Here is a 19,095-nt window from a genome sequence, read left to right on the forward strand (position 1 = left end):
ATCCATAATAAAGAAACATTTAAAATATTATTATAGGACAACGTTAATATAATAGCGCAAAACATTGAGATAGAGCCAATTAAGTTGCCTAAAACAGCTGTTTTTGGTGAACTCATCAATTTAATACCGAAAAGTACTCCTAAAGTTAAAACTAAACCAATAACAGTATAAATTGTAATCATACTTTTTTTAACCAGCTCCTCTCAAAAATTATTTGTCTTTCTTGAACATTTTAAGCATTCTATGAGTTACCATGAAACCTCCAACAATATTTATAGTTGCTAATACAATAGCTATAAAACCTAAAATTTTATAACCAGTGTTCACAGCTGCGGCAGTTGCAACCAAAGAACCTAAAACTGTTACACCTGACAGGGCATTCATACCAGACATCAACGGCGTATGTAAAAGGCTAGGAACATCACTTATAAGTTTATATCCAACAATCATTGCAATGACAAATAAAACTAATAAGAGCAAAAAATTCATTTGGCAACTACCTCCTTATTATTTATAAATCCCCATAGCTTCTAATGCCCCTGGATGGACTATTTTATTACCATCTGTGACAAGAGTTGAAGTTATAATCTCATCTTCTCTATAAATATTTATTTTTGAATCTTGAATTATATAACTCAAGAAATTGTAAATGTTTTTAGAAAACAACCAAGTCGAACTCAAGGGAAGCATACCCGGAATATTCTTGGTACCTATAATTGTAATCCCATTTTTTTTGACTATTTTCCCAGGTTCGGTCAATTCACAATTACCTCCCTGATCAATTGATATGTCAACTATTACTGAGCCTCCTTTTAAAGATTCTACCATATCCCTTGTGATTAGTATTGGTGCAACTTTACCCGGTACGAGAGCCGTTAAAATAATAATGTCAAAATTTGAGATATGCTCTTTAATTATACTTCTTTCTTTATCTAACCATTCATCTGGCAATTTTTTTGCATATCCGCCACTTCCAACTGCTATTTCTTCAGGTATACCCACATCAATTATTTTAGCCCCTAAACTTTGAGCTTGTTCTCTTGCATCAGAACGTACATCAATAGCATAAACGATAGCTCCTAATCGTTTAGCAGTGGCTAATGCTTGTAAACCTGCTACACCTGTACCTATTACCAAAACATTCGCTGGTTTTATAGTTCCAACTGCTGTAGTAATTAGAGGTATAAACTTTGGTAAATAATTTGCCGCCATGAGAAATCCTTTATAGCCTGCAACTGTACTCATTGAAGTTAATGCATCCATTTGTTGAGCTTTTGAGATTCTAGGAATACTATCTAAAGTAAAACTAATAACCCCTTTTTCAGCCAGTTTTTTTATCATTGTATGATTTTCTGGAGAAGCTGGATGAAGAAAAGTAATTAAATACTGTCCCTTTTTCATCATATCTACTTCATGCTTATTTAATTCCTTGTTAAATAAAGGTTCTTTAACTTTTAAGATAATATCAGAGTTTTGATAAACTTGCTCTGCGTTTTCTACTATTTCTGCACCTACTTGCTTGTAATCAATGTCATCAAAATGTGAGCCCCTTCCCGCTTCCGATTGAATGATCACTCTGGCACCTTCATCTATCATTTTTGAAACTGTTTCTGGAATGGCTGCAACTCTATTTTCACCCTCCATAATTTCTTTGGGAACCCCAATAGTTAATCCTTTAAATTTCATAATGAAACCACCTCCAAATAACGTTAATTTAATATTATAAAGGCACGAAGTAGATAATTATGTGAAACTTATAATACTTTACATTTCTATTTTACATTGTTTTTATTTATTTTCAGAACTTGAAAAAAAATACTCCGCACAAACTAGAGCGATCTAGATGTTTTTATAGTTAATTATAGTTAATTTTCATAATAATGAAAAAAATTTCATTGTTAGGTAAACTAACAATATCTCAAATAATATTGACACTGCGCAAATTTTATGTTATACTTTATTTAGTAAATAAAAGAGGGTGCGTAGCTCAGTGGGAGAGCGCTTCCTTGACGCGGAAGAGGCCGTAGGTTCAATCCCTACCGCACCCACCAATTTAAAAACAGGAGATTCGTTTTTAAATCTCCCGTTTTTTATTTATTAAATATTCGATAAATCTTATCTCGATATTTTTCATTGATTGTTATATAATCATTATCTTTGAATATTAATTTTTCTTTATCTATAGGTGCATTTCTCGATACTGCACTAACTAATGCAGAAACTGATTTTTTGCTTTTTAAATCAAGGATTTGTGTAATATCTTCAGTTTTTATTTTCCCTTTTTCTGTTACTAATTTTAAAAACTCTTTAGTCAAAGGCGTTAGATTATTTAAAAAGCTTACCAATTCTTCCTCAGACCACTGTTTTTTCGATCTATCTTTTAACAATGTTTTTAATACTTCCACCCTTTTTCCTAAATCATCTGAAAATAAATAAAACAAAGTTTCTCCGTCTACTTCAGTTTCTTCTAGTAAATCAATTAGTGAATCAAAAATGTCATTATCTATATCCAATTTTATTTTTTCTTCACCATATTGTAAAACATTTCCTTCGTAAACCAAATTAAACTTCTCAAAATAACTCTTTAATAATTTTGAGAATAAAAACTTGCGTAAACTATAATTTTCTATAGTTTTAAGATATTGATTAATATAGTAGAAATCGTCCTTGCTTTCAATCCTACTAAAAATAAGTTCTTCAAGTTTTGTTTGATTATCCTTTTTTAATAAGTTTACCCCCATAAATTCTACTAACATCTTTAGTTCATCACTAAGCATGATTGTTTGTCAATTTTTTGACAGTCCTCCTTTCTTTTAAAGCAATTGAATTTCCTTAAGAAATTTAAAAACCTATTAACTTGAAAAAATAGGATATCTTTTAATTTGTTTAAATTAAAAATTTTATTGAAACTAAATATTTCATTACATTTTATATTTTAGCATTTTCTTCATTTTTCTCAAATTCCACCACGAAATTAACTCCATCAGTCAATGACGACTAACGACTGGGTTGCACATTTTGAGTAAGTAGTGACTTACTTTAAAGAGCAAATCCTGGTGTTATGTCTCCAAGTGTTACATAACTTTTTGCCCCTGTTATTTGAGGAACATTGTTATAACGACCTTTATATGTTTGATAAGCTAAAACTGCAAAAGCTACGGCTTCCTTAGCATCACTAGAATATCCTAAACGCTCAAGAGGCATTACTGATATATCATTTCCTAATAAATTTTTTACGTATGATTTTATCGTTTCGACTAGAGATGGATTGTAAGCACCACCCCCAGAAATGATAATTTGATCGATTTTATTCCCAATGAATCTACAATATGCATCAACGATAGTGAAAGCAGTAAAATTTGTAACAGTAGCTACAATATCTTCATCTTTTAACTTTAAAGCTTTTGCTTTATTCACAATCTCCTTTGCGTAGTTCAAACCAAAAACTTCTCTTCCCGTGGTCTTAGGAGCTTCTTTGAGTATAAATGGATGTTTTTTTAATTCGTTAAGTAGTTCTATCGATACTGTACCTTTTTTAGCGATTTCTCCATCCTTATCAAAAGTCTTTTCTCCATTAGTCAATATTTGCACAACCCCATCTATCAACATATTACCTGGTCCAGTATCTGTACCTTGAATTTCGTCTAATTTTGCATTTTTAGGAATATAAGTATAATTTCCTATTCCTCCAATGTTTTGTAGTACCCGACTAAATTCAGGGCTTTTAAATAAAATATAATCAACATATGGTACCAAGGGTGCTCCTTGACCACCTGCAGCAATATCCCTTGCTCGAAAATTGCTAACAGTTGTTATTCCTGTTCGCTGAGCAATTACAGCAGCTTCTCCTATTTGAAGACTTGAGATGAAATCATTTTCAACATCATGATAAACCGTTTGACCATGAGATCCAATTAGTTGTATATCTTGTAGTTTTAAACTCGATAAAGAAACTACTTCCTTTACGCTACTGGCAAATAATTCCCCTAACTCAAAATTCACTCTACATATCTTGTCTACGCTACTAGTTTTTGGATCGCAGCATTCTAAAATTTTTTCTCTTATTTCATTATTGTAAGGTTTGTTAATAAAATTTACAACCTTTACATTTAATTCCTCTGCACATTTTTCACTGATATCTATTAAAGCCACATCGATTCCGTCAACTGACGTACCTGACATCAATCCAACTACATACATATTTATTATCCCCTTATTTAAAAAATTGAAAAAACATTTTTGAACTGTTCGTATTCTTAGCTTTCTCTAAAAACGACATTGTTTACCTTATTTCTTATTACGTTTAATTCGGGTTTTTTTAAATACCTATCATAATAGACTGAATTTGTCAAAAATATAGAAAACAAACCATCTTTTCTAATCCAAATAGAAGTTCCTGTAAAACCATTATGCCCAAATCCTGAACTATCAAGAGAATACTGACATCCAACAGCAGGAGGAGCCATCCACGCTATATGAGTTACGTTCTCACCTTTTTTTACAACTGTTGTTGTAAATAAATCCACTGTTTTCTCAGAGACAATTTTACCTCTCAACAAACTATAAATAAAAATTCTTAAATCATCTACATTTGAAAAAAGACCCGCATTACCGCTAACTCCACCTAAATAATACGCTAATTCGTCATCAGGATCTCCTTGAAGCCTTTTCCCATCTCTTATAGAAGTGGCGACAGCTTTTTCTTTGTCAACAGGATTATAGCAAGTATTTTTCATTCCTAATTCTTTAAAAATTTCTTCTATATAATCTTTGAAATTCATTTGAGTAACTTCTTGAACAATCTTCATCAAAGTAATAAAATTTAGGCAGGAATATTCATAACATTTATCTGGTCCTTTTTGAGGTTGAATCTGAATTAACTTTTCAAGAAGTTCTTGACCTCTATATTCTTTCCAAAGAGTTGAATAGGGCGGCATTAAAGAGGTGTGGGTTAATAATTCAAAAATTGTAATTTCAGCTTTTCTATTTGAAACATTTAAATAATCACCAATTTTATCATTTAAGTCTATCCTCTTGTCATCAATGAGTTTCATTATAGCGGTAGCAGTCGAAACAACTTTTGTTACACTAGCTAAATCAAAAATGTCCTCCTGAGTAAGTTTTTCTATTTCGTCCTTTGTACCAAAAAAATCTCTAAATAGAATTTTCTCTCCTTTCCCAACTAAGAGAGAAGCGGCTGTGTACACATCATTCAGCCCGGAAAGCACTATGTCATCTAAAATTTTTGCATTTATCTCTTTCAAATTCCTCACCTTTCTTCAATAAAATAGAGTTAAAGAAAATCTTTTATATCTCTCTAATAAATTCATCTAAAATATCCCCACATACAGAATAATTTTCGTATTCTTTGATTCTTATTTCACCTTCATTTTTTAATCGTACTTTTTCTGATTCTGGAGAAGTAGTTATCTTTATAGCTATTTTTGAAAGTTCTGAGAGTTTAGTAAGCCATGGCTCAATATCTTCATAAAATTTTTTAACCTTAATTTTACTCAACTTTTCTTCAAGTCTTGATAAGTTTTCTAAATAACTTACAAGCTCTCTATTTTTATTTAAAGGATCATCCTTGTAATCTTTCATTAGTTTTTTTAATCTAAAAGAAGTTCCTTCAAATAAGCGCGATTTAAGAAAATTTTCACTGAACAATTTTAATTCTTCTGAAAAATCTTCACCTGCTATGTTTAATATTGCTTTCTCCCATGAAATCCACGGATTATAAGCTTCAGAATTCCAAAGATAGTCTGATATAGTTTGCAGAGCAATCATCGAAGCATAGGGCTGATTCATAGGATTGGCCATAGCTCCTTCTATAGATTTATAAAGGTCGTTTTCTCTGTTTGTTAATGGCGCTAAAAATAATTTCCCTTCATCGGCGTCGTTTACTGGATAATTATCCCATAATATTAACTTATGTCCAAATTGATTAGAAATCTCGTCTGCATTTTTTCTACTAACTTTACGAGAAAATACTCCATCTCCTGTCCAAATTACTACTATATCTGAATGCAAATTTTCTTTTATAGTTTTTCTATAAAGAGAATCATCTTTTTGCCAATATTCCGTAGGACAAAAATATAATCTTGCTTTTGAATTTTTCTTTTTTAAAAAGTCATACAATTTGTTTGCTACATATGCCTGAGCTAACCCATAATTATTATTAAACATCCTGTCATCTTCCTCGTGTTCCAACTTTTGAGGTATATCATCAAACAAAATAGCAACATTTGTAACTCCTTTACTAAGAATTTCTTCATACTTATTACACAACAAAGAAAATTCTTTTTCATCGCCAAATTTCATACTTAGACCGGGACTAACACAGAACACAAAATCCACATAATTTTCTTTTGCCACCTCTATCAAATCATATATTCTTTCCTTTTCTTCGAGTGGATATGGTTCTCTCCATTTTTCTCTATGGTATGGATCGTCTTTTGGGGCATACCAATAAACATTCATTTTATTCTCACCGCAGAATTTTATTATATCCACACGATTTTTATGACTCCAAGTTTCACCATAAAAACCTTCTATGACCCCTCTTAATTTAAAAGAAGGAAAATCAATGATTTCAACTATAGGAAATAATTTATTTTTAGTGTTGATCAATTTTTTTAGAGTTTGCACAGCGTAAAAAAAACCCCGCTTCGATGTCGAGCCAATACTAACTTCTCTTTTATGCTCATGTACTTTCAACATGTAACCATCTTGATTTAAATCTTCTACGCTGAGCTCAAACTTCTTTTCATATAAAAATTTCTTAAGTTCTTCTATAGAAGAAAAAATAACTTCTTTAATTGTTAAATCCGCTTTTGAGGGTTTATCTACTAAAATAAAATAATCACTGAAAGAATTATCAGCGAAAAAATTTTCATAATTGTTACAACAAATCTTCATTCTTGAGCACTCATATTCTATATTTTTTCCTTCATAAAACAATTTTTTCAATGATGGATTCATATTTTTCAAAACAGAATTCAAGGTAAAAAATACCTCCTTTTAATCTTTAAATTGCTAGTTCCAGAAGACACAAACTTTTTACTATTGATACTAAATTCATACTAAATTCATAATTTATACAAACAAAGTCTCATTTCCAAATATTAAAAATTATAAAATTCTTTTTGAAATTCCAAGGCCCAGAGAGTTAGGCAAAATAACCTTTCCTGAATCATAAGTTATACCATCAGCAACAGGATCTGATTCAAAAAATAAAGGCGAATCTAAATCAGCTTTTGTAACATTCTTAAAGGCTGCTGCAAAATGAGCAGCAGCGGTAATAGATATTTTAGACTCAATCATGCAACCAATCATACATTCAATGCCAGCAACTTCAGCGATTTTATTTATTATTATTGCATTGTAAATACCTCCACACTTCATTAGTTTTATATTAATCATATCTGCTGCATTTAATTTAATTATATTCAAAGCATCATACACAGTAAAAACTGATTCATCAGCAACTACTGGCAATAAAAGAACATTTTTCAAATATTCTAATCCTTCAATATCCCAACTTTTTACAGGTTGTTCTAATAATTCAATGTTATATTCTTCCAGCATTTTCATAAGAAATACAGCTTCTTTAACGTACCAACCCTGGTTAGCATCAAGCCTGATCTTAATATCATCACCAACATTTTCTCTAATCATTTTAACTCTTTGGTAATCTTTAGTAGAATCAACTCCCACCTTTATTTTTAATATTTTAAAACCTTCTTTAACGGCTTCCTTTGCGTCATATGCCATCTTTTCCGGTTCATCTAAACTTATGGTAAAATCTGTTTCAAGAGAGTTTTTATAACCACCTAGAAGTTTATATAATGGAACATTATAGCATTTACCTAAAATATCGAATAAAGCAATATCTACACCTGCTTTAGCGCTTTCATTTCCGTGTATAGCTTTTGAAATTTTTTCTTCAACTTTTTCTATATCCCTAGGATCTTCGCCTAATATAGCCGGCTTAATATATTCATTGATCACTGATATAATGCTTTCCTGAGTTTCACCAGTAACTCTCGGCTCGAAAGCGGCTTCTCCAATTCCGATTAGTGAACTATTTGTATGAACTTCTACATAAACGTTTTTTACTTCATTCAACGGTCCCGCAGCAGTTATAAAGGGACTTTTTAACTTTAAGTTTAAAGGTTTAACTTTAATATCAACTATCTCCAAATTAACTCCCCTCCCGAAAATTAAATCGCCACTAGATAATTTGTCTAAAAAGTCTGATTCTCCCATTCTTCAAAATTATAATAATCATTTTCTAAATGATTTTTTGCATTCTTATGGCGGTTCTTTAACTAATAGTACTTGTTCCTTTGGTTCAAACATAATCTTTTTAGGTTCTTGCATCCTATCAATCCAGAAGTTTGGATCAAACAAAGCTCTATTTTCCACCTTTCAAGAAGAATAAATGAACTCATAAAAAAGTTTTTTATGCATTACACTTTACTCCTCTTTAGATCTTCAGCAAATAACTTAAAAAGTTTGCCAAATATTGTTTGTAATATCCTTTGTTACCAAATCTTCGTAAACCTCTCGGCGCGTTATCAATTTGTGTTTACCTTCATTTACTAATACAATAGCTGGTCTTAGAAATCCATTATAGTTACTGGACATAGAGTATGTATAATCACCTGTAAAAGGAATAGCTAATAAATCATCTACAGATAATCTGGGAAGACTGGTTTCTTCTATGAGAATATCTCCAGATTCACAAGCTCTACCTGCTATTGTAACTTTTTCAAAATTTTCAACTTCTTTCATTTTATTTGCTACATAGACTTGATACTTTGCATCGTACAAACAAGGTCTGATGTTATCAGTCATACCACCGTCAACTATTATATATTTTTTATTAGCACTTTTTTTAATAGAACCCACCGTATAAAGAGTGGTGCCGGCTGTAGAAATTATTGATCTTCCAGGTTCTATACTTATTTTCGGCATAGGATACTCGAACTTCTTTGTCAGAGTTTTTACGCAACTTACAACTTTATTGATTGTTTCAAAAATATCTATCGATTTTTCATTAGATGAATGGGAGATTCCAAATCCACCACCAATATCTATTTCGTTTAAAACAACATTCTCTCTTTCTTTTAGAGTTATCAAAGAGTCAAAAAAAGTTTCTACAAGATTTAAATAATACATAGGTTCACTTATTTGAGACCCAATGTGAGAATGTATACCGTTCAATTCTAAATTATCTAAACCTTTAATATTCTTGGTTACTTTCAATAAATCTTCTGAATGAATCCCAAATTTAGAATCTATCTGCCCTGTCGAAAGATACTTATGAGTGTTAGGATTAATTTTAGGAATAATCCTTAACAGAATCCGAGTCTTTTTACCATATTTTTTTGAAATTTTATTAATTTTGTATAATTCTTCTTCATTGTCAACTACAATTGTGGATACGTCATTTTTTATTGCCATTTCAATTTCTTCGCCCAACTTATTATTTCCATTAAAATAAATTTTTTTGGAAGGAAAATTATTTCTAAGTGCAATATATAACTCTCCACCAGAAACAACTTCTAGACCTATTTCTTCATCGTCGATAATTTTACACATTTCTGAATTTAAAAAAGCTTTGGAAGCATAAGCAATAAAAAAAGTCTCGCAACCACTTTTGATAAAAGCTTCATTAAATTTATTAATATTGTCTCTTATTTGTACTTCGTCTAATACCAGCAGGGGAGTTGCGTATTTTTTAGCTAAATCAACACAACTTACTCCGCTAATTTTCAGAATGCCTTGTTCAGAAATTTGCATATTTTCTGGTAAATACACGTCTATTTCCCCCTCCTCTTCATTTTTAACAAATCCTCTCTAAACTTCAATTATTATCAATTAGGAAATTCTTTACCATATTCTCTATACTGGATACCGAAAGAAAGTATATGTGTGGAATTTCATTCAGATTTAAAATTAAAATCATTTTTTAAAAAAATTTTCGGTATATTTTAAAACGGGCTTATTTTTGAAACTTTGGATCTAAAACATCCCTTAATCCATCTCCTAAGATATTTATACTCAAAACAATAACTGCGATAAGTAAACCTGGAAGCAGGGTTAACCATGGAGCAGCAATAATAAAATTTGTACCTTGACCTACTAACCCCCCCAACGTCGGTTCAGGAGGAGGCACACCCAAACCTAAAAATCCCAAAGAAGCCTCAGTCAATATAGCAGTTGAAAAATTCGTCGTAAAAGTAACGATAAAAATAGAAGAAACGTTAGGAAAAACGACAGTCCACATAATTTTAAAGTTATTCTTCCCTACAACTTTTGATGCTTTAACAAACGTTAATTCTTTAATCGAAATTGTTGCTCCTCGTAAAGTTCTTGCAAAAATCGGTATATAAACAATTCCAATGGCTATTATTAAATTAAAAGTTGAAGATCCAAATAAAGCAACTATAAACAACGCTAAAACCAAAGAAGGAAAAGCGAAAAAAGCGTCAATTATTCTCGATATGACTTGATCTATCCATCCTCCATAATAACCAGACAAGATTCCTAAAAGGGTACCTAACAAAGCAGAAATTATCATTGAACTTAAAGCTATTATCATACTATTTTGTATTCCATAAATACTCCTAGAAAAAACATCTCTACCAAATTGATCAGTTCCAAAAAAATGAGTGAAACTTGGAGGTTCTAAAATGCTTCTAGAATCCATTTCTAAAGGATTATAAGGAGCAATAACACTAGGAAAGAATGATACAAAAATTAATGCACATATAATGATCAGGTTAATCATATTAAGTGGGTTTTTGATAAAGTTTTTTAGAAATCTTTTCATATACTTACTTCCTTTCACCCCAAAGTGATACGCGGATCAATTATTGTATAAATAAAATCTATTAAAAGATTCAAAATGATAATAACAATTACGATAAACAAAATTATAGCTTGAATAACTGGGTAATCACGTTGATTTACGGATTGCAGTAATAATCTACCTAATCCAGGAAGAGCAAACATATTTTCAATAACTATGCTTCCGCCAAATAAATATCCTAATTGAATTCCTGTTACTGTTATTATTGGAGACAAGGCATTCCTAAAAGCATGCTTATAGATTACTTTATTTTTACCAAGACCCTTGGAATATGCTACTTTCACATAATCCATTGAAAGCGATTCTATCATACTGGTTCTTGTTATTCTTAAAATTTGGGCAGCTATCATTAATCCTAATGTAAAAGATGGTAACAAAAAAACTTGGAGATTCTTCATTGGATTTTCAAAAAAAGCTACATATCCAAATATTGTGAAACTTTCAAAATAAAATGAAAATATAACTATGAAAATAGTCCCTATCCAAAAAGCCGGTGAAGACAATCCAACAAGGCCCACAACTTTAATTAAATTATCTACAAAGGTATTTTTCTTACGTGCAGATATAATTCCAAGCGGTATCCCTATAATTATACTAACAAATATTGATAAAAAAGCTAATTCCAAAGTAACAGGAAGACGTTGCAACAACATAGTTGCAACGTCTTCCCCAGTTCTAAGTGAAATACCAAGATTTCCTGAAAGCATGCTTTTCATCCAAATAAAATACTGAACAAATATAGGCTTATCAAGTCCAAAATCTTCGTACATTTTAAGTATTTGTTCTTCAGATAAAAATTTTTGAGTGCCAATGATTAGATCAACTACATCACCTGGTACAAGCCTTACCAAAACAAAAACAATAACTGTTACAATTAGAATGGTTGGAATAGACAGTAATAATCTGCGAACTAAATAACTAAAGCTCATGGACGTTCCTCCACTTTTTATTTATCAATCCAAGTTTCTCTTAGGAAAATTAAACTTTCATTGGCAAGGGGCTTAAAACCATTCACAAAACTTTGACTAGCGTATAAAACGTTTGGAGAATACAAAAATAAAACAGGTGCTTCTTTTACTAAAATATATTGCAGTTGATTATAAATTTGCATTCTTTTTAACATATCTATTTCTTTTCGGCCTTCTTCTAATAACTTGTCTACTATATCATTACTATACAAAAATACATTTGTTGAGCCTCCAGAATGAAAGGTCCTATAAAATTGAACATCAGGATCTATTGAGCCAGCATTTAAAGAAATAAAAGAGTCAAAATCACTTTTTCCCCATCTACTAATGAAGATACCCCATTCCACTAATTCAATATTAACCTTTATTCCTATTCTTGATAATTGAGACTGAACAACCTGAGCTATTTTATCAAAACTATATCTACTTGAAGTAAGAATATTAAATTCAAAACCATTAGGATAACCAGCTTCAGCTAAAATTCTCTTAGCTTTCTCAGGATTATATTCATATTCTTCAAAGTTATCTGGAGTTAAAGCCCAAGGCTTAACTGTGGGATTTAAAGGTCCTGTAATTGTACCTTCACCAAAAGCAACCATATTAATAATTTCTTCTCTATTTATCGCCATACTCAAGGCAGAACGCACTAAATAATTATCAAATGGTTTCCTTTTAGTGTTGAAACCTAAAAGATAATAACTTAACACTGGTTGACGATATATTTTATACTTGGGACTTTCAAGGGATCTTAATGTTAGAGGTTCTTTGACTTCAATTAAATCTACGTCACCATTTCTTAATGCTGTAGATCTCGATATTTCTTCAGGAATTATTTTAAAAATAATCTGATCTAAATAAGGTTGTTCGGGAATAAAATAATTGGGATTTTTTTTCAAAGTTATATGATCACCTGGAACAAACTCAGAAATAAGAAAAGGCCCTGTTCCATTTGTTTCCAACTGCAAATTTTTACCAGACTGAACAAATTTCTTAGACACTATTGCACTATTTACACTTGCAAAATTGATAATTATAGAACTAGCCATTGGAACTTTCAATTTGAAACATACTGTATTTGGATCTAAAATTTGCACACTTTCTATTTCTGAATAATACGCGGCTGCAGGAGAACCAACTTTTTCATCCATAATTCGTTCAAAAGTATAAAGCACATCTTCTATTGTTAGTTTTTCGCCATTATGGAAATACACATCATTTCTTATTGTAAAAATTATTGTATCAGGACTGGGAATTTCGTATTTCTCAGCTATATTTGGAACTAAATTCATATTCTCATCAAATTTCAATAACCCGTCATAAACATTTTCTAATATTCTAAAAGAAGAAAACGCTGTAACTATAGTCGGATCTAAACCTATTGGTTCTGTTTCAATACCAATTAACAAAGTTCCTCCTTCTTTTTGTTTAGAAAAACCAAATAAAGCAATAATAACTATGAGTAACATTGAAATAATTTTCTTCATCTTTTTCCCCTCCTAAAAATTTATGAAAATTACTTTAAGAAACTTTAACTTTAACTTTCTCTATCTTATATCCCTTAAATCAAGACATAATATATTCACCCCTTTTAAATAATCTATTTGATTCCATATTCCACACACAAATATATTATCCTGTTATCCTGTAAGGAGGTTAAAAAATGTCTTACTGTATTTATTTTTCGAAATACACTTTGCTTTCGCTCATGATCACTGTCTGAAAGAACATTTAAACTTCAAATACTTAATAGCTATATATTTAATTGTTTTTCTCATATAAAAAGCATTTTACTTTTCTTTTGTTTACTCTAAAATAAGGAGGAACAAAATTTTTACATTTTTTCATTGCATACTTGCATCTTGGTTCAAATGGACATCCTTTCGGTGGAGTGATCAAATTCGGAACTTCTCCTGTATATCCAAGCTTTTCAGAAACTAATCTATCTGGATCTGGAGCAGCTTTCCTAAGAAGCTGTGTATATGGATGTAGTGGCTCTAAAACGATGTCGTCCGCTGTGCATTCTTCTAACAACATGCCAGCATACATAACCGCAACCCTGTCAGAAATGTACCTTGCAGCAGCTAAATCATGTGTGACATGCAAATATGTTGTATTAAAGTCGTCTCTAATCTTCAACATAAGCTTCATTATACCAGCTCTGATCGAAACATCTAACATCGAAGTTGGTTCGTCAGCCAATATTACAGAAGGCTTTGTAATTATTGCTCTTGCAATAACAACTCGTTGCCTTTCTCCTCCTGACAGTTCATGCGGATATTTATTAATAAAATTCTTAGGGGGCGTGAGCTCAACTTCTTCAAGCGCTTCATATATTCTTTCATCTATGTTATTCAACTTCTGTAGTTCCAGTGGCCTTCCCAAAATTTGATGTACTTTTTTCACAGGATTTAAAGATGAGAAAGGATCTTGAAATATCATCTGAACTTTCCTACGAAACTCTAATTCTTCTTTTCTTTTAAATTTTTTTGGAACAATTTCACTACCATAAACTATTTTTCCTTCGTCTTCTACATAGATTCTAGATAATAATCTAAGTAGAGTTGTTTTCCCACACCCGCTTTCTCCGACTATTGAAATAATTTCTCCTGGAAATACATCGAGAGAAACATCCCGAACAGCATGAACATATTGAACTTTAAATCCTTTTCTAACAGGGAACTTTTTAGTTATATTTTCAAAAGAAATTATAGGGGAAAATGACAAGCTACCCACCTACCTGGAATTACCTCTTTAAATTCTGGCCTTGTGTTACACAACTCTTTTCTATTCTGGCATCGCTCTTTAAAAGAACAACCTATTATGGGTTTTGAAAGATCTGGAATTTTACCAGGAATTCCTTTATACTCTTTAGTCTCTTTTGTTAACTTTGGAAATGAATTTATCAATCCACTTGTATAAGGGTGAAGTGGATTTAAATAAACTTGTTTTGTTTGACCAAGTTCCACCAGCTCACCTGCATACATAATTGCTATTCTTTTTGATATCTCAAACAATAAAGATATGTCGTGGGTAACAAAAATCATTGAAAATTTGTTTGTATTTCTTATTTCATCTATTTGTTCCATTATTGATCTTTGAACAACAACATCAAGAGCGGTTGTTGGTTCATCCATTACTACAAGTGATGGAGAAAAAACTAGAGCCATAGCAATGGCCACTCTTTGTTTCATCCCCCCTGATAATTGATGGGGATAGCTATCCATCCTTTCTTTTTGAATTCCCACCATTTGTAAAACTCTTTCAATTATTTCTAAGGCTTCAATTTTTGTATAATCACTATGTTCAAGAATAACATCCATAATTTGATCCTTTATTTTGTAAACTGGATTAAGAGCATTCATAGCACTTTGTGTCACAAGGGAGAATTCTTTCCATCTTTTTTTCCTAAGTGTTTCTTCGTCCATCTTGAGTATATCTTCACCTTTGAAGAAAACTTCTCCATCAAAAATTTCTCCTGGTCTTTTTAAAAGCCTGAGAATAGAAAAAAGTAAAGTCGATTTTCCACAACCTGATTCTCCTGCAATTCCTAAAAAGTCGTTTTCATCTAAACTAAAACTAACATTTTTTACAGCCTCTATCTCTTTTCCTTGACTTTTATATCCTGCACTCAAATTTCTAACTTCTAAAAGCAAGTTTTACACCCCTCTTAATTTAGGGTTAGTTAACTCATCTATAGAAAAATTCAGCAAAGCAAAACTAGCCCCTAAAGTTGCTATAGCTATTCCAGGTGCTAAAACCCAGCCCCAAGAGTTATTTAATAAAGCACTACTATTTTGAGCCCAATATAACATAGTTCCCCAAGTTATTGCGCTTACATCACCAAATCCAAGAAATTCCAAAGACGCTTCTCCTACAATGGCTGTTAAACAAGCCACAAAGAAATTGGAGGAAATCAAAGATAACATGTTAGGCATAATTTCCGAAAAAATAATCCGCCTGCTTTTTTCTCCAGTGATTTTAGAAGCTAGTATGAACTCTCGATTTCTCATAGTTAAAGTTTGAGCTCTTATCACTCTTGCCCCTGGTGCCCAGCTTGTAAATGATATAACCAAAATAATTGGTACAACTCCTCTAAATCTGATATATGAAGCTATTACTATCATTAAAGGTAACCCTGGAATTACCATGAATACATCTATTATAGTCGATAGTATTCTGTCAACGAGCCCACCAAAATATCCTGCTGTCATACCTATCAGCAAAGATATAGTTGTCATTAAAGTTCCAGTTGTTAATCCCACTATTAGAGAAAGACGCGTTCCATATATTAATTGAGATAATATATCTCTTCCCATCCTATCTAAACCTAAAATGTGTTCGGATGTAGGTCTGCTGTAGGGGATACCAACAAATTCATTTGGATCATAGGGAGCTAGAAAAGGAGCAAAAAAGGCAATTACTACAAAAAAGAAAAATATCGACAAACCAACTATTGCTTTTTTGTTCAACCTTCGAACCATTATTTTCAACCCCTTGTCCTTGGATCTAAGAACATGTAAACAAAATCAAGCATAAAATTTGCTATTAAAACTGAAAGAGAAATGATAAAAAATATTGCTTGCATTAAAGGATAATCTTGACTTGTAACTCCTTTGTACATCAAGTAACCAATTCCTGGATACGAAAATACTATCTCAGTTAACAGCGCTCCTCCGACGATATACCCTAAAGAAAGCCCAAATGAGGTTACGCTAGGTAAAAGAGCGTTTCTTGCGGCATATTTATTCATAATATCTTTATCTTTTAATCCTTTTGCCTCAGCAACTAAGATAAAATCCTCCGAAAGTACGGATACCATATTATTCCTCATCGTTAATATCCAAGTCCCAAGTGAAGCCAGGACCAGGGTCAATCCAGGTAAAAATCCGTGATATATTACACTTCCAAAAAACTTCCAACCTTTTAAAAATTCATGGGTAGAATATGCATTTGAAAGGGGGAAGAGGTTTAATAAAAATCCAAACACATAAAGTAAAATTAAAGCTAACCAAAAATATGGAAACCCTCTTATTATTAAACTGGATATAGTAACAAAAGAATCAATCGGCTTATTCCTATTCCATCCAGCTCGAATACCCAAAGCAGTCCCCAAAACAAAACTTATTAAAGTAGAAATCCCCACAAGACCTATAGTCCAAGGCAGAGCATCAAGTATCAGATCTTTAACAGGAACGGGATAGTATGAATAAGATATTCCAAAATTAAATGTTAAAGTGTTTTTTAAATAAGAGAAAAACTGTTTCAAAATGGGAGTTTCTTTATCAACACCCAATGCTATTCTCATCGCCTCAACTGCTTCAGGTTGAATATCTCCTCCCATTTTCAATAATATTCTTTCTGCAGGATCTCCAGGCATTAAGCGCGGAAGAACAAAGTTAATAATCAATGCCGACAATAAAGCAATTATAAAAAAAACTATTTTTTCTCTTAAATATTTCATGAAATACCTCCAAAACCCGCCCAAAAAGGGCGGGTTTATATACTGAAAAGTTATAAATTCTAACGAACAGGTTCTAAATGCATAATTATGAAAGCTTTGTCCATCCCTGTAATAGTAGGCAAAGCAAAAGGATTTTCAGCATTAGGCCATCCTACAAAATTATATGTTGTATATTCAAACCATGTAGGATTGAAAAACAGAGGAACAGATGGCATTTCTTGAAGAACTATTAATTGCAACGCGGAAATAGCTAGTTCTCTTTCTTTTTCCTCCGAAGTCTTTCTAAACACATCTAAAAGCGAATCTGTTGTTAAACTAATCCATCCTCCTCTATTATCTCCACTAAATGCATTCCTTGTATGTAACCATCTCTCATAAAAGAAATATGGATTTATTCCATAATTCACCCAACTTACAGCTAGTTCAAAATCCTTGTTCTTTATTCTCTCTAGATATAAACCAAAATCCACCTGTGAAACAAGAACATCTACTCCAATTTGTTTTAATTGGGAGGAAAGAACTTGTGAAACAGCAATCCAGTCGGTCCAACCAGCTGGTACTATCAATTCAAAACTTAACTTATTCCCTTTACTATCAGCAAATATTCCATCTTTTCCTAGTTTATATCCTAAATTTGTTAGAATCTTTTTAGCTTGTTCAACGTCTCTTTCATACCACATATGTTTTAAATTATCGTTCTCTAAATACGAAAAACCTCCTTTTATTCCCACAGGATTTGAAACAGTTGCTAAGTTCGCCATACCTATTTGTACCAATTGGAGCTTATCGATTCCTAAAGCTATTGCTTTTCTTAGATCTGGATTTTTAAATAATTCTTTATCTAAATTGAAGAAGAGCAGAACAGGATTACCTTCAGGCAACCAATAACCCCTATGTTCTGGATCAGCTTTGACAAAGATTTCATCTATATTAGGAAAAAATAAAGTGCCCCAGTCAATTTCTTTATTCATCAAAGCTAATTGAGCAGCATCATTTCCAGTAAAAGCAGGAATCCTAATTGTATCTACTTTAACCTTCTCTTTTTGCCAATAATTTTGATTTTTCTGTAATGTATAAACTTGGCTTGTAAACTGTCCTAAAACATATGGTCCAGTCCCAACAGGTTTACTATCTGTATAACTTGTCGGATCTGCGATTGTTTCCCATATATGTTTTGGAACTATATAAACAGAAAAAATGTCGGTGTAAATTAAGGTATCAACTTTGGACATCACAAACTTTACGTGAAAGTCGTCTTCTTTTTTCACCTCTTTTAATCCCTTTTGCCATATTCCTCCACTATCTAATGCTGCATAATTCTTAATCAGTTCAAAAGTAAACATCACGTCATCAGCGCTAAAACTTTTACCATCAGACCATTTAACATTTTGTCTTAATGTAACATCAATTTCCAGAAAATCATTTGACCAACTATAATCAGTTGCTAACCAAGGAACAATTTCGCCAGTATATCCATTTATGTAGAATAAAGTTTCATAAATGAATCCACGGGCTGAATAGTTTGTGCCTCCTGAAAAAAATGGGTTGAAATTCTGTGAAAATGGGCCTGTTACATCCATGATCATTGATAAGGTACTTGCCAAGGAGAAAATGCTTAACACCATAACACATAGAAACAAAACATTTCTTTTCACTTTACATCCCTCCTATGAATTTGTTGAGAAAATCTCTCTTCTAAAACAACTTACCAGGATTCATAATATTGTTTGGATCTAATATCTTCTTTATCTCTTTCATTCTAGTATACTCTTTTTCTTTTGTTTGTT

General features: G+C 31.7%; 17 protein-coding genes, 1 tRNA gene and 1 pseudogene. 1 reads left to right on the forward strand and 18 read right to left on the reverse strand.

Annotated features, from left to right (window positions below):
• The 3 genes and pseudogenes from PKN74_RS06520 to PKN74_RS06530 all read right to left on the reverse strand — a co-directional run.
• A pseudogene (locus PKN74_RS06520) lies at positions 1-182 on the reverse strand (NAD(P)(+) transhydrogenase (Re/Si-specific) subunit beta); the annotation flags it as partial.
• A 28-nt stretch (positions 183-210) separates the two neighbouring features.
• Positions 211-489 (reverse strand): NAD(P) transhydrogenase subunit alpha part 2, encoded by a 279-nt coding sequence (locus tag PKN74_RS06525; protein WP_472309790.1) that lies wholly within the window; start codon positions 487-489, stop codon positions 211-213.
• Positions 490-507: 18 nt separating this feature from the next.
• Positions 508-1,686 (reverse strand): NAD(P) transhydrogenase subunit alpha, encoded by a 1,179-nt coding sequence (locus PKN74_RS06530; RefSeq protein WP_472309792.1) that lies wholly within the window; start codon positions 1,684-1,686, stop codon positions 508-510.
• 290 nt (positions 1,687-1,976) lie between these two features.
• On the opposite strand from PKN74_RS06530, the gene PKN74_RS06535 reads away from it, so the two are divergent.
• Positions 1,977-2,051: transfer RNA gene (locus PKN74_RS06535), tRNA-Val, on the forward strand.
• Positions 2,052-2,090: 39 nt separating this feature from the next.
• Here the strand turns inward: PKN74_RS06535 and PKN74_RS06540 are convergent.
• From PKN74_RS06540 to PKN74_RS06610, 15 genes are all read right to left on the reverse strand, one after another.
• Positions 2,091-2,756, reverse strand: coding sequence for a hypothetical protein (locus tag PKN74_RS06540; protein WP_472309794.1), 666 nt, complete (start codon positions 2,754-2,756; stop codon positions 2,091-2,093).
• Positions 2,757-3,039: 283 nt separating this feature from the next.
• Positions 3,040-4,200: an anhydro-N-acetylmuramic acid kinase gene (locus PKN74_RS06545; RefSeq protein WP_472309796.1), complete on the reverse strand. Its 1,161-nt coding sequence runs from the start codon at positions 4,198-4,200 to the stop codon at positions 3,040-3,042.
• A 56-nt stretch (positions 4,201-4,256) separates the two neighbouring features.
• Positions 4,257-5,264 (reverse strand): serine hydrolase domain-containing protein, encoded by a 1,008-nt coding sequence (locus PKN74_RS06550; protein ID WP_472309798.1) that lies wholly within the window; start codon positions 5,262-5,264, stop codon positions 4,257-4,259.
• Positions 5,265-5,307: 43 nt separating this feature from the next.
• The gene (locus PKN74_RS06555; RefSeq protein WP_472309800.1) at positions 5,308-7,002 is read right to left on the reverse strand and encodes a protein O-GlcNAcase; all 1,695 of its coding nucleotides are present in this window, start codon (positions 7,000-7,002) and stop codon (positions 5,308-5,310) included.
• Between the two features lie 129 nt (positions 7,003-7,131).
• Positions 7,132-8,202, reverse strand: coding sequence for a mandelate racemase/muconate lactonizing enzyme family protein (locus PKN74_RS06560; RefSeq protein WP_472309802.1), 1,071 nt, complete (start codon positions 8,200-8,202; stop codon positions 7,132-7,134).
• A 306-nt stretch (positions 8,203-8,508) separates the two neighbouring features.
• Positions 8,509-9,825 (reverse strand): diaminopimelate decarboxylase, encoded by a 1,317-nt coding sequence (lysA, locus tag PKN74_RS06565; protein ID WP_472309804.1) that lies wholly within the window; start codon positions 9,823-9,825, stop codon positions 8,509-8,511.
• Between the two features lie 184 nt (positions 9,826-10,009).
• A complete protein-coding gene (locus PKN74_RS06570) occupies positions 10,010-10,840 on the reverse strand; it encodes an ABC transporter permease (protein ID WP_472309806.1) in 831 nt (276 codons plus the stop codon).
• A gap of 14 nt (positions 10,841-10,854) precedes the next feature.
• Positions 10,855-11,808 (reverse strand): ABC transporter permease, encoded by a 954-nt coding sequence (locus PKN74_RS06575; protein WP_472309808.1) that lies wholly within the window; start codon positions 11,806-11,808, stop codon positions 10,855-10,857.
• 17 nt (positions 11,809-11,825) lie between these two features.
• On the reverse strand, positions 11,826-13,331 hold the full coding sequence (locus PKN74_RS06580; RefSeq protein ID WP_472309810.1) for an ABC transporter substrate-binding protein: 1,506 nt from the start codon (positions 13,329-13,331) through the stop codon (positions 11,826-11,828).
• Between the two features lie 274 nt (positions 13,332-13,605).
• Positions 13,606-14,571, reverse strand: coding sequence for an ABC transporter ATP-binding protein (locus PKN74_RS06585; protein WP_472309812.1), 966 nt, complete (start codon positions 14,569-14,571; stop codon positions 13,606-13,608).
• Positions 14,553-15,500, reverse strand: coding sequence for an ABC transporter ATP-binding protein (locus tag PKN74_RS06590; RefSeq protein WP_472309814.1), 948 nt, complete (start codon positions 15,498-15,500; stop codon positions 14,553-14,555). The genes PKN74_RS06585 and PKN74_RS06590 overlap by 19 nt, the downstream gene beginning before the upstream one ends.
• Positions 15,501-15,503: 3 nt before the next feature.
• The gene (locus tag PKN74_RS06595) at positions 15,504-16,328 is read right to left on the reverse strand and encodes an ABC transporter permease (protein ID WP_472309816.1); all 825 of its coding nucleotides are present in this window, start codon (positions 16,326-16,328) and stop codon (positions 15,504-15,506) included.
• A 5-nt stretch (positions 16,329-16,333) separates the two neighbouring features.
• On the reverse strand, positions 16,334-17,308 hold the full coding sequence (locus PKN74_RS06600) for an ABC transporter permease (RefSeq protein ID WP_472309818.1): 975 nt from the start codon (positions 17,306-17,308) through the stop codon (positions 16,334-16,336).
• Positions 17,309-17,367: 59 nt separating this feature from the next.
• Positions 17,368-18,963: an ABC transporter substrate-binding protein gene (locus PKN74_RS06605; RefSeq protein ID WP_472309820.1), complete on the reverse strand. Its 1,596-nt coding sequence runs from the start codon at positions 18,961-18,963 to the stop codon at positions 17,368-17,370.
• A 40-nt stretch (positions 18,964-19,003) separates the two neighbouring features.
• Positions 19,004-19,095: FAD-linked oxidase C-terminal domain-containing protein (locus PKN74_RS06610; protein ID WP_472309822.1), on the reverse strand; the 92-nt coding region annotated here is incomplete at its 5' end.

Origin of the sequence: Defluviitoga sp. (genome assembly GCF_035349255.1) — a bacterium.
Taxonomy (GTDB): domain Bacteria; phylum Thermotogota; class Thermotogae; order Petrotogales; family Petrotogaceae; genus Defluviitoga.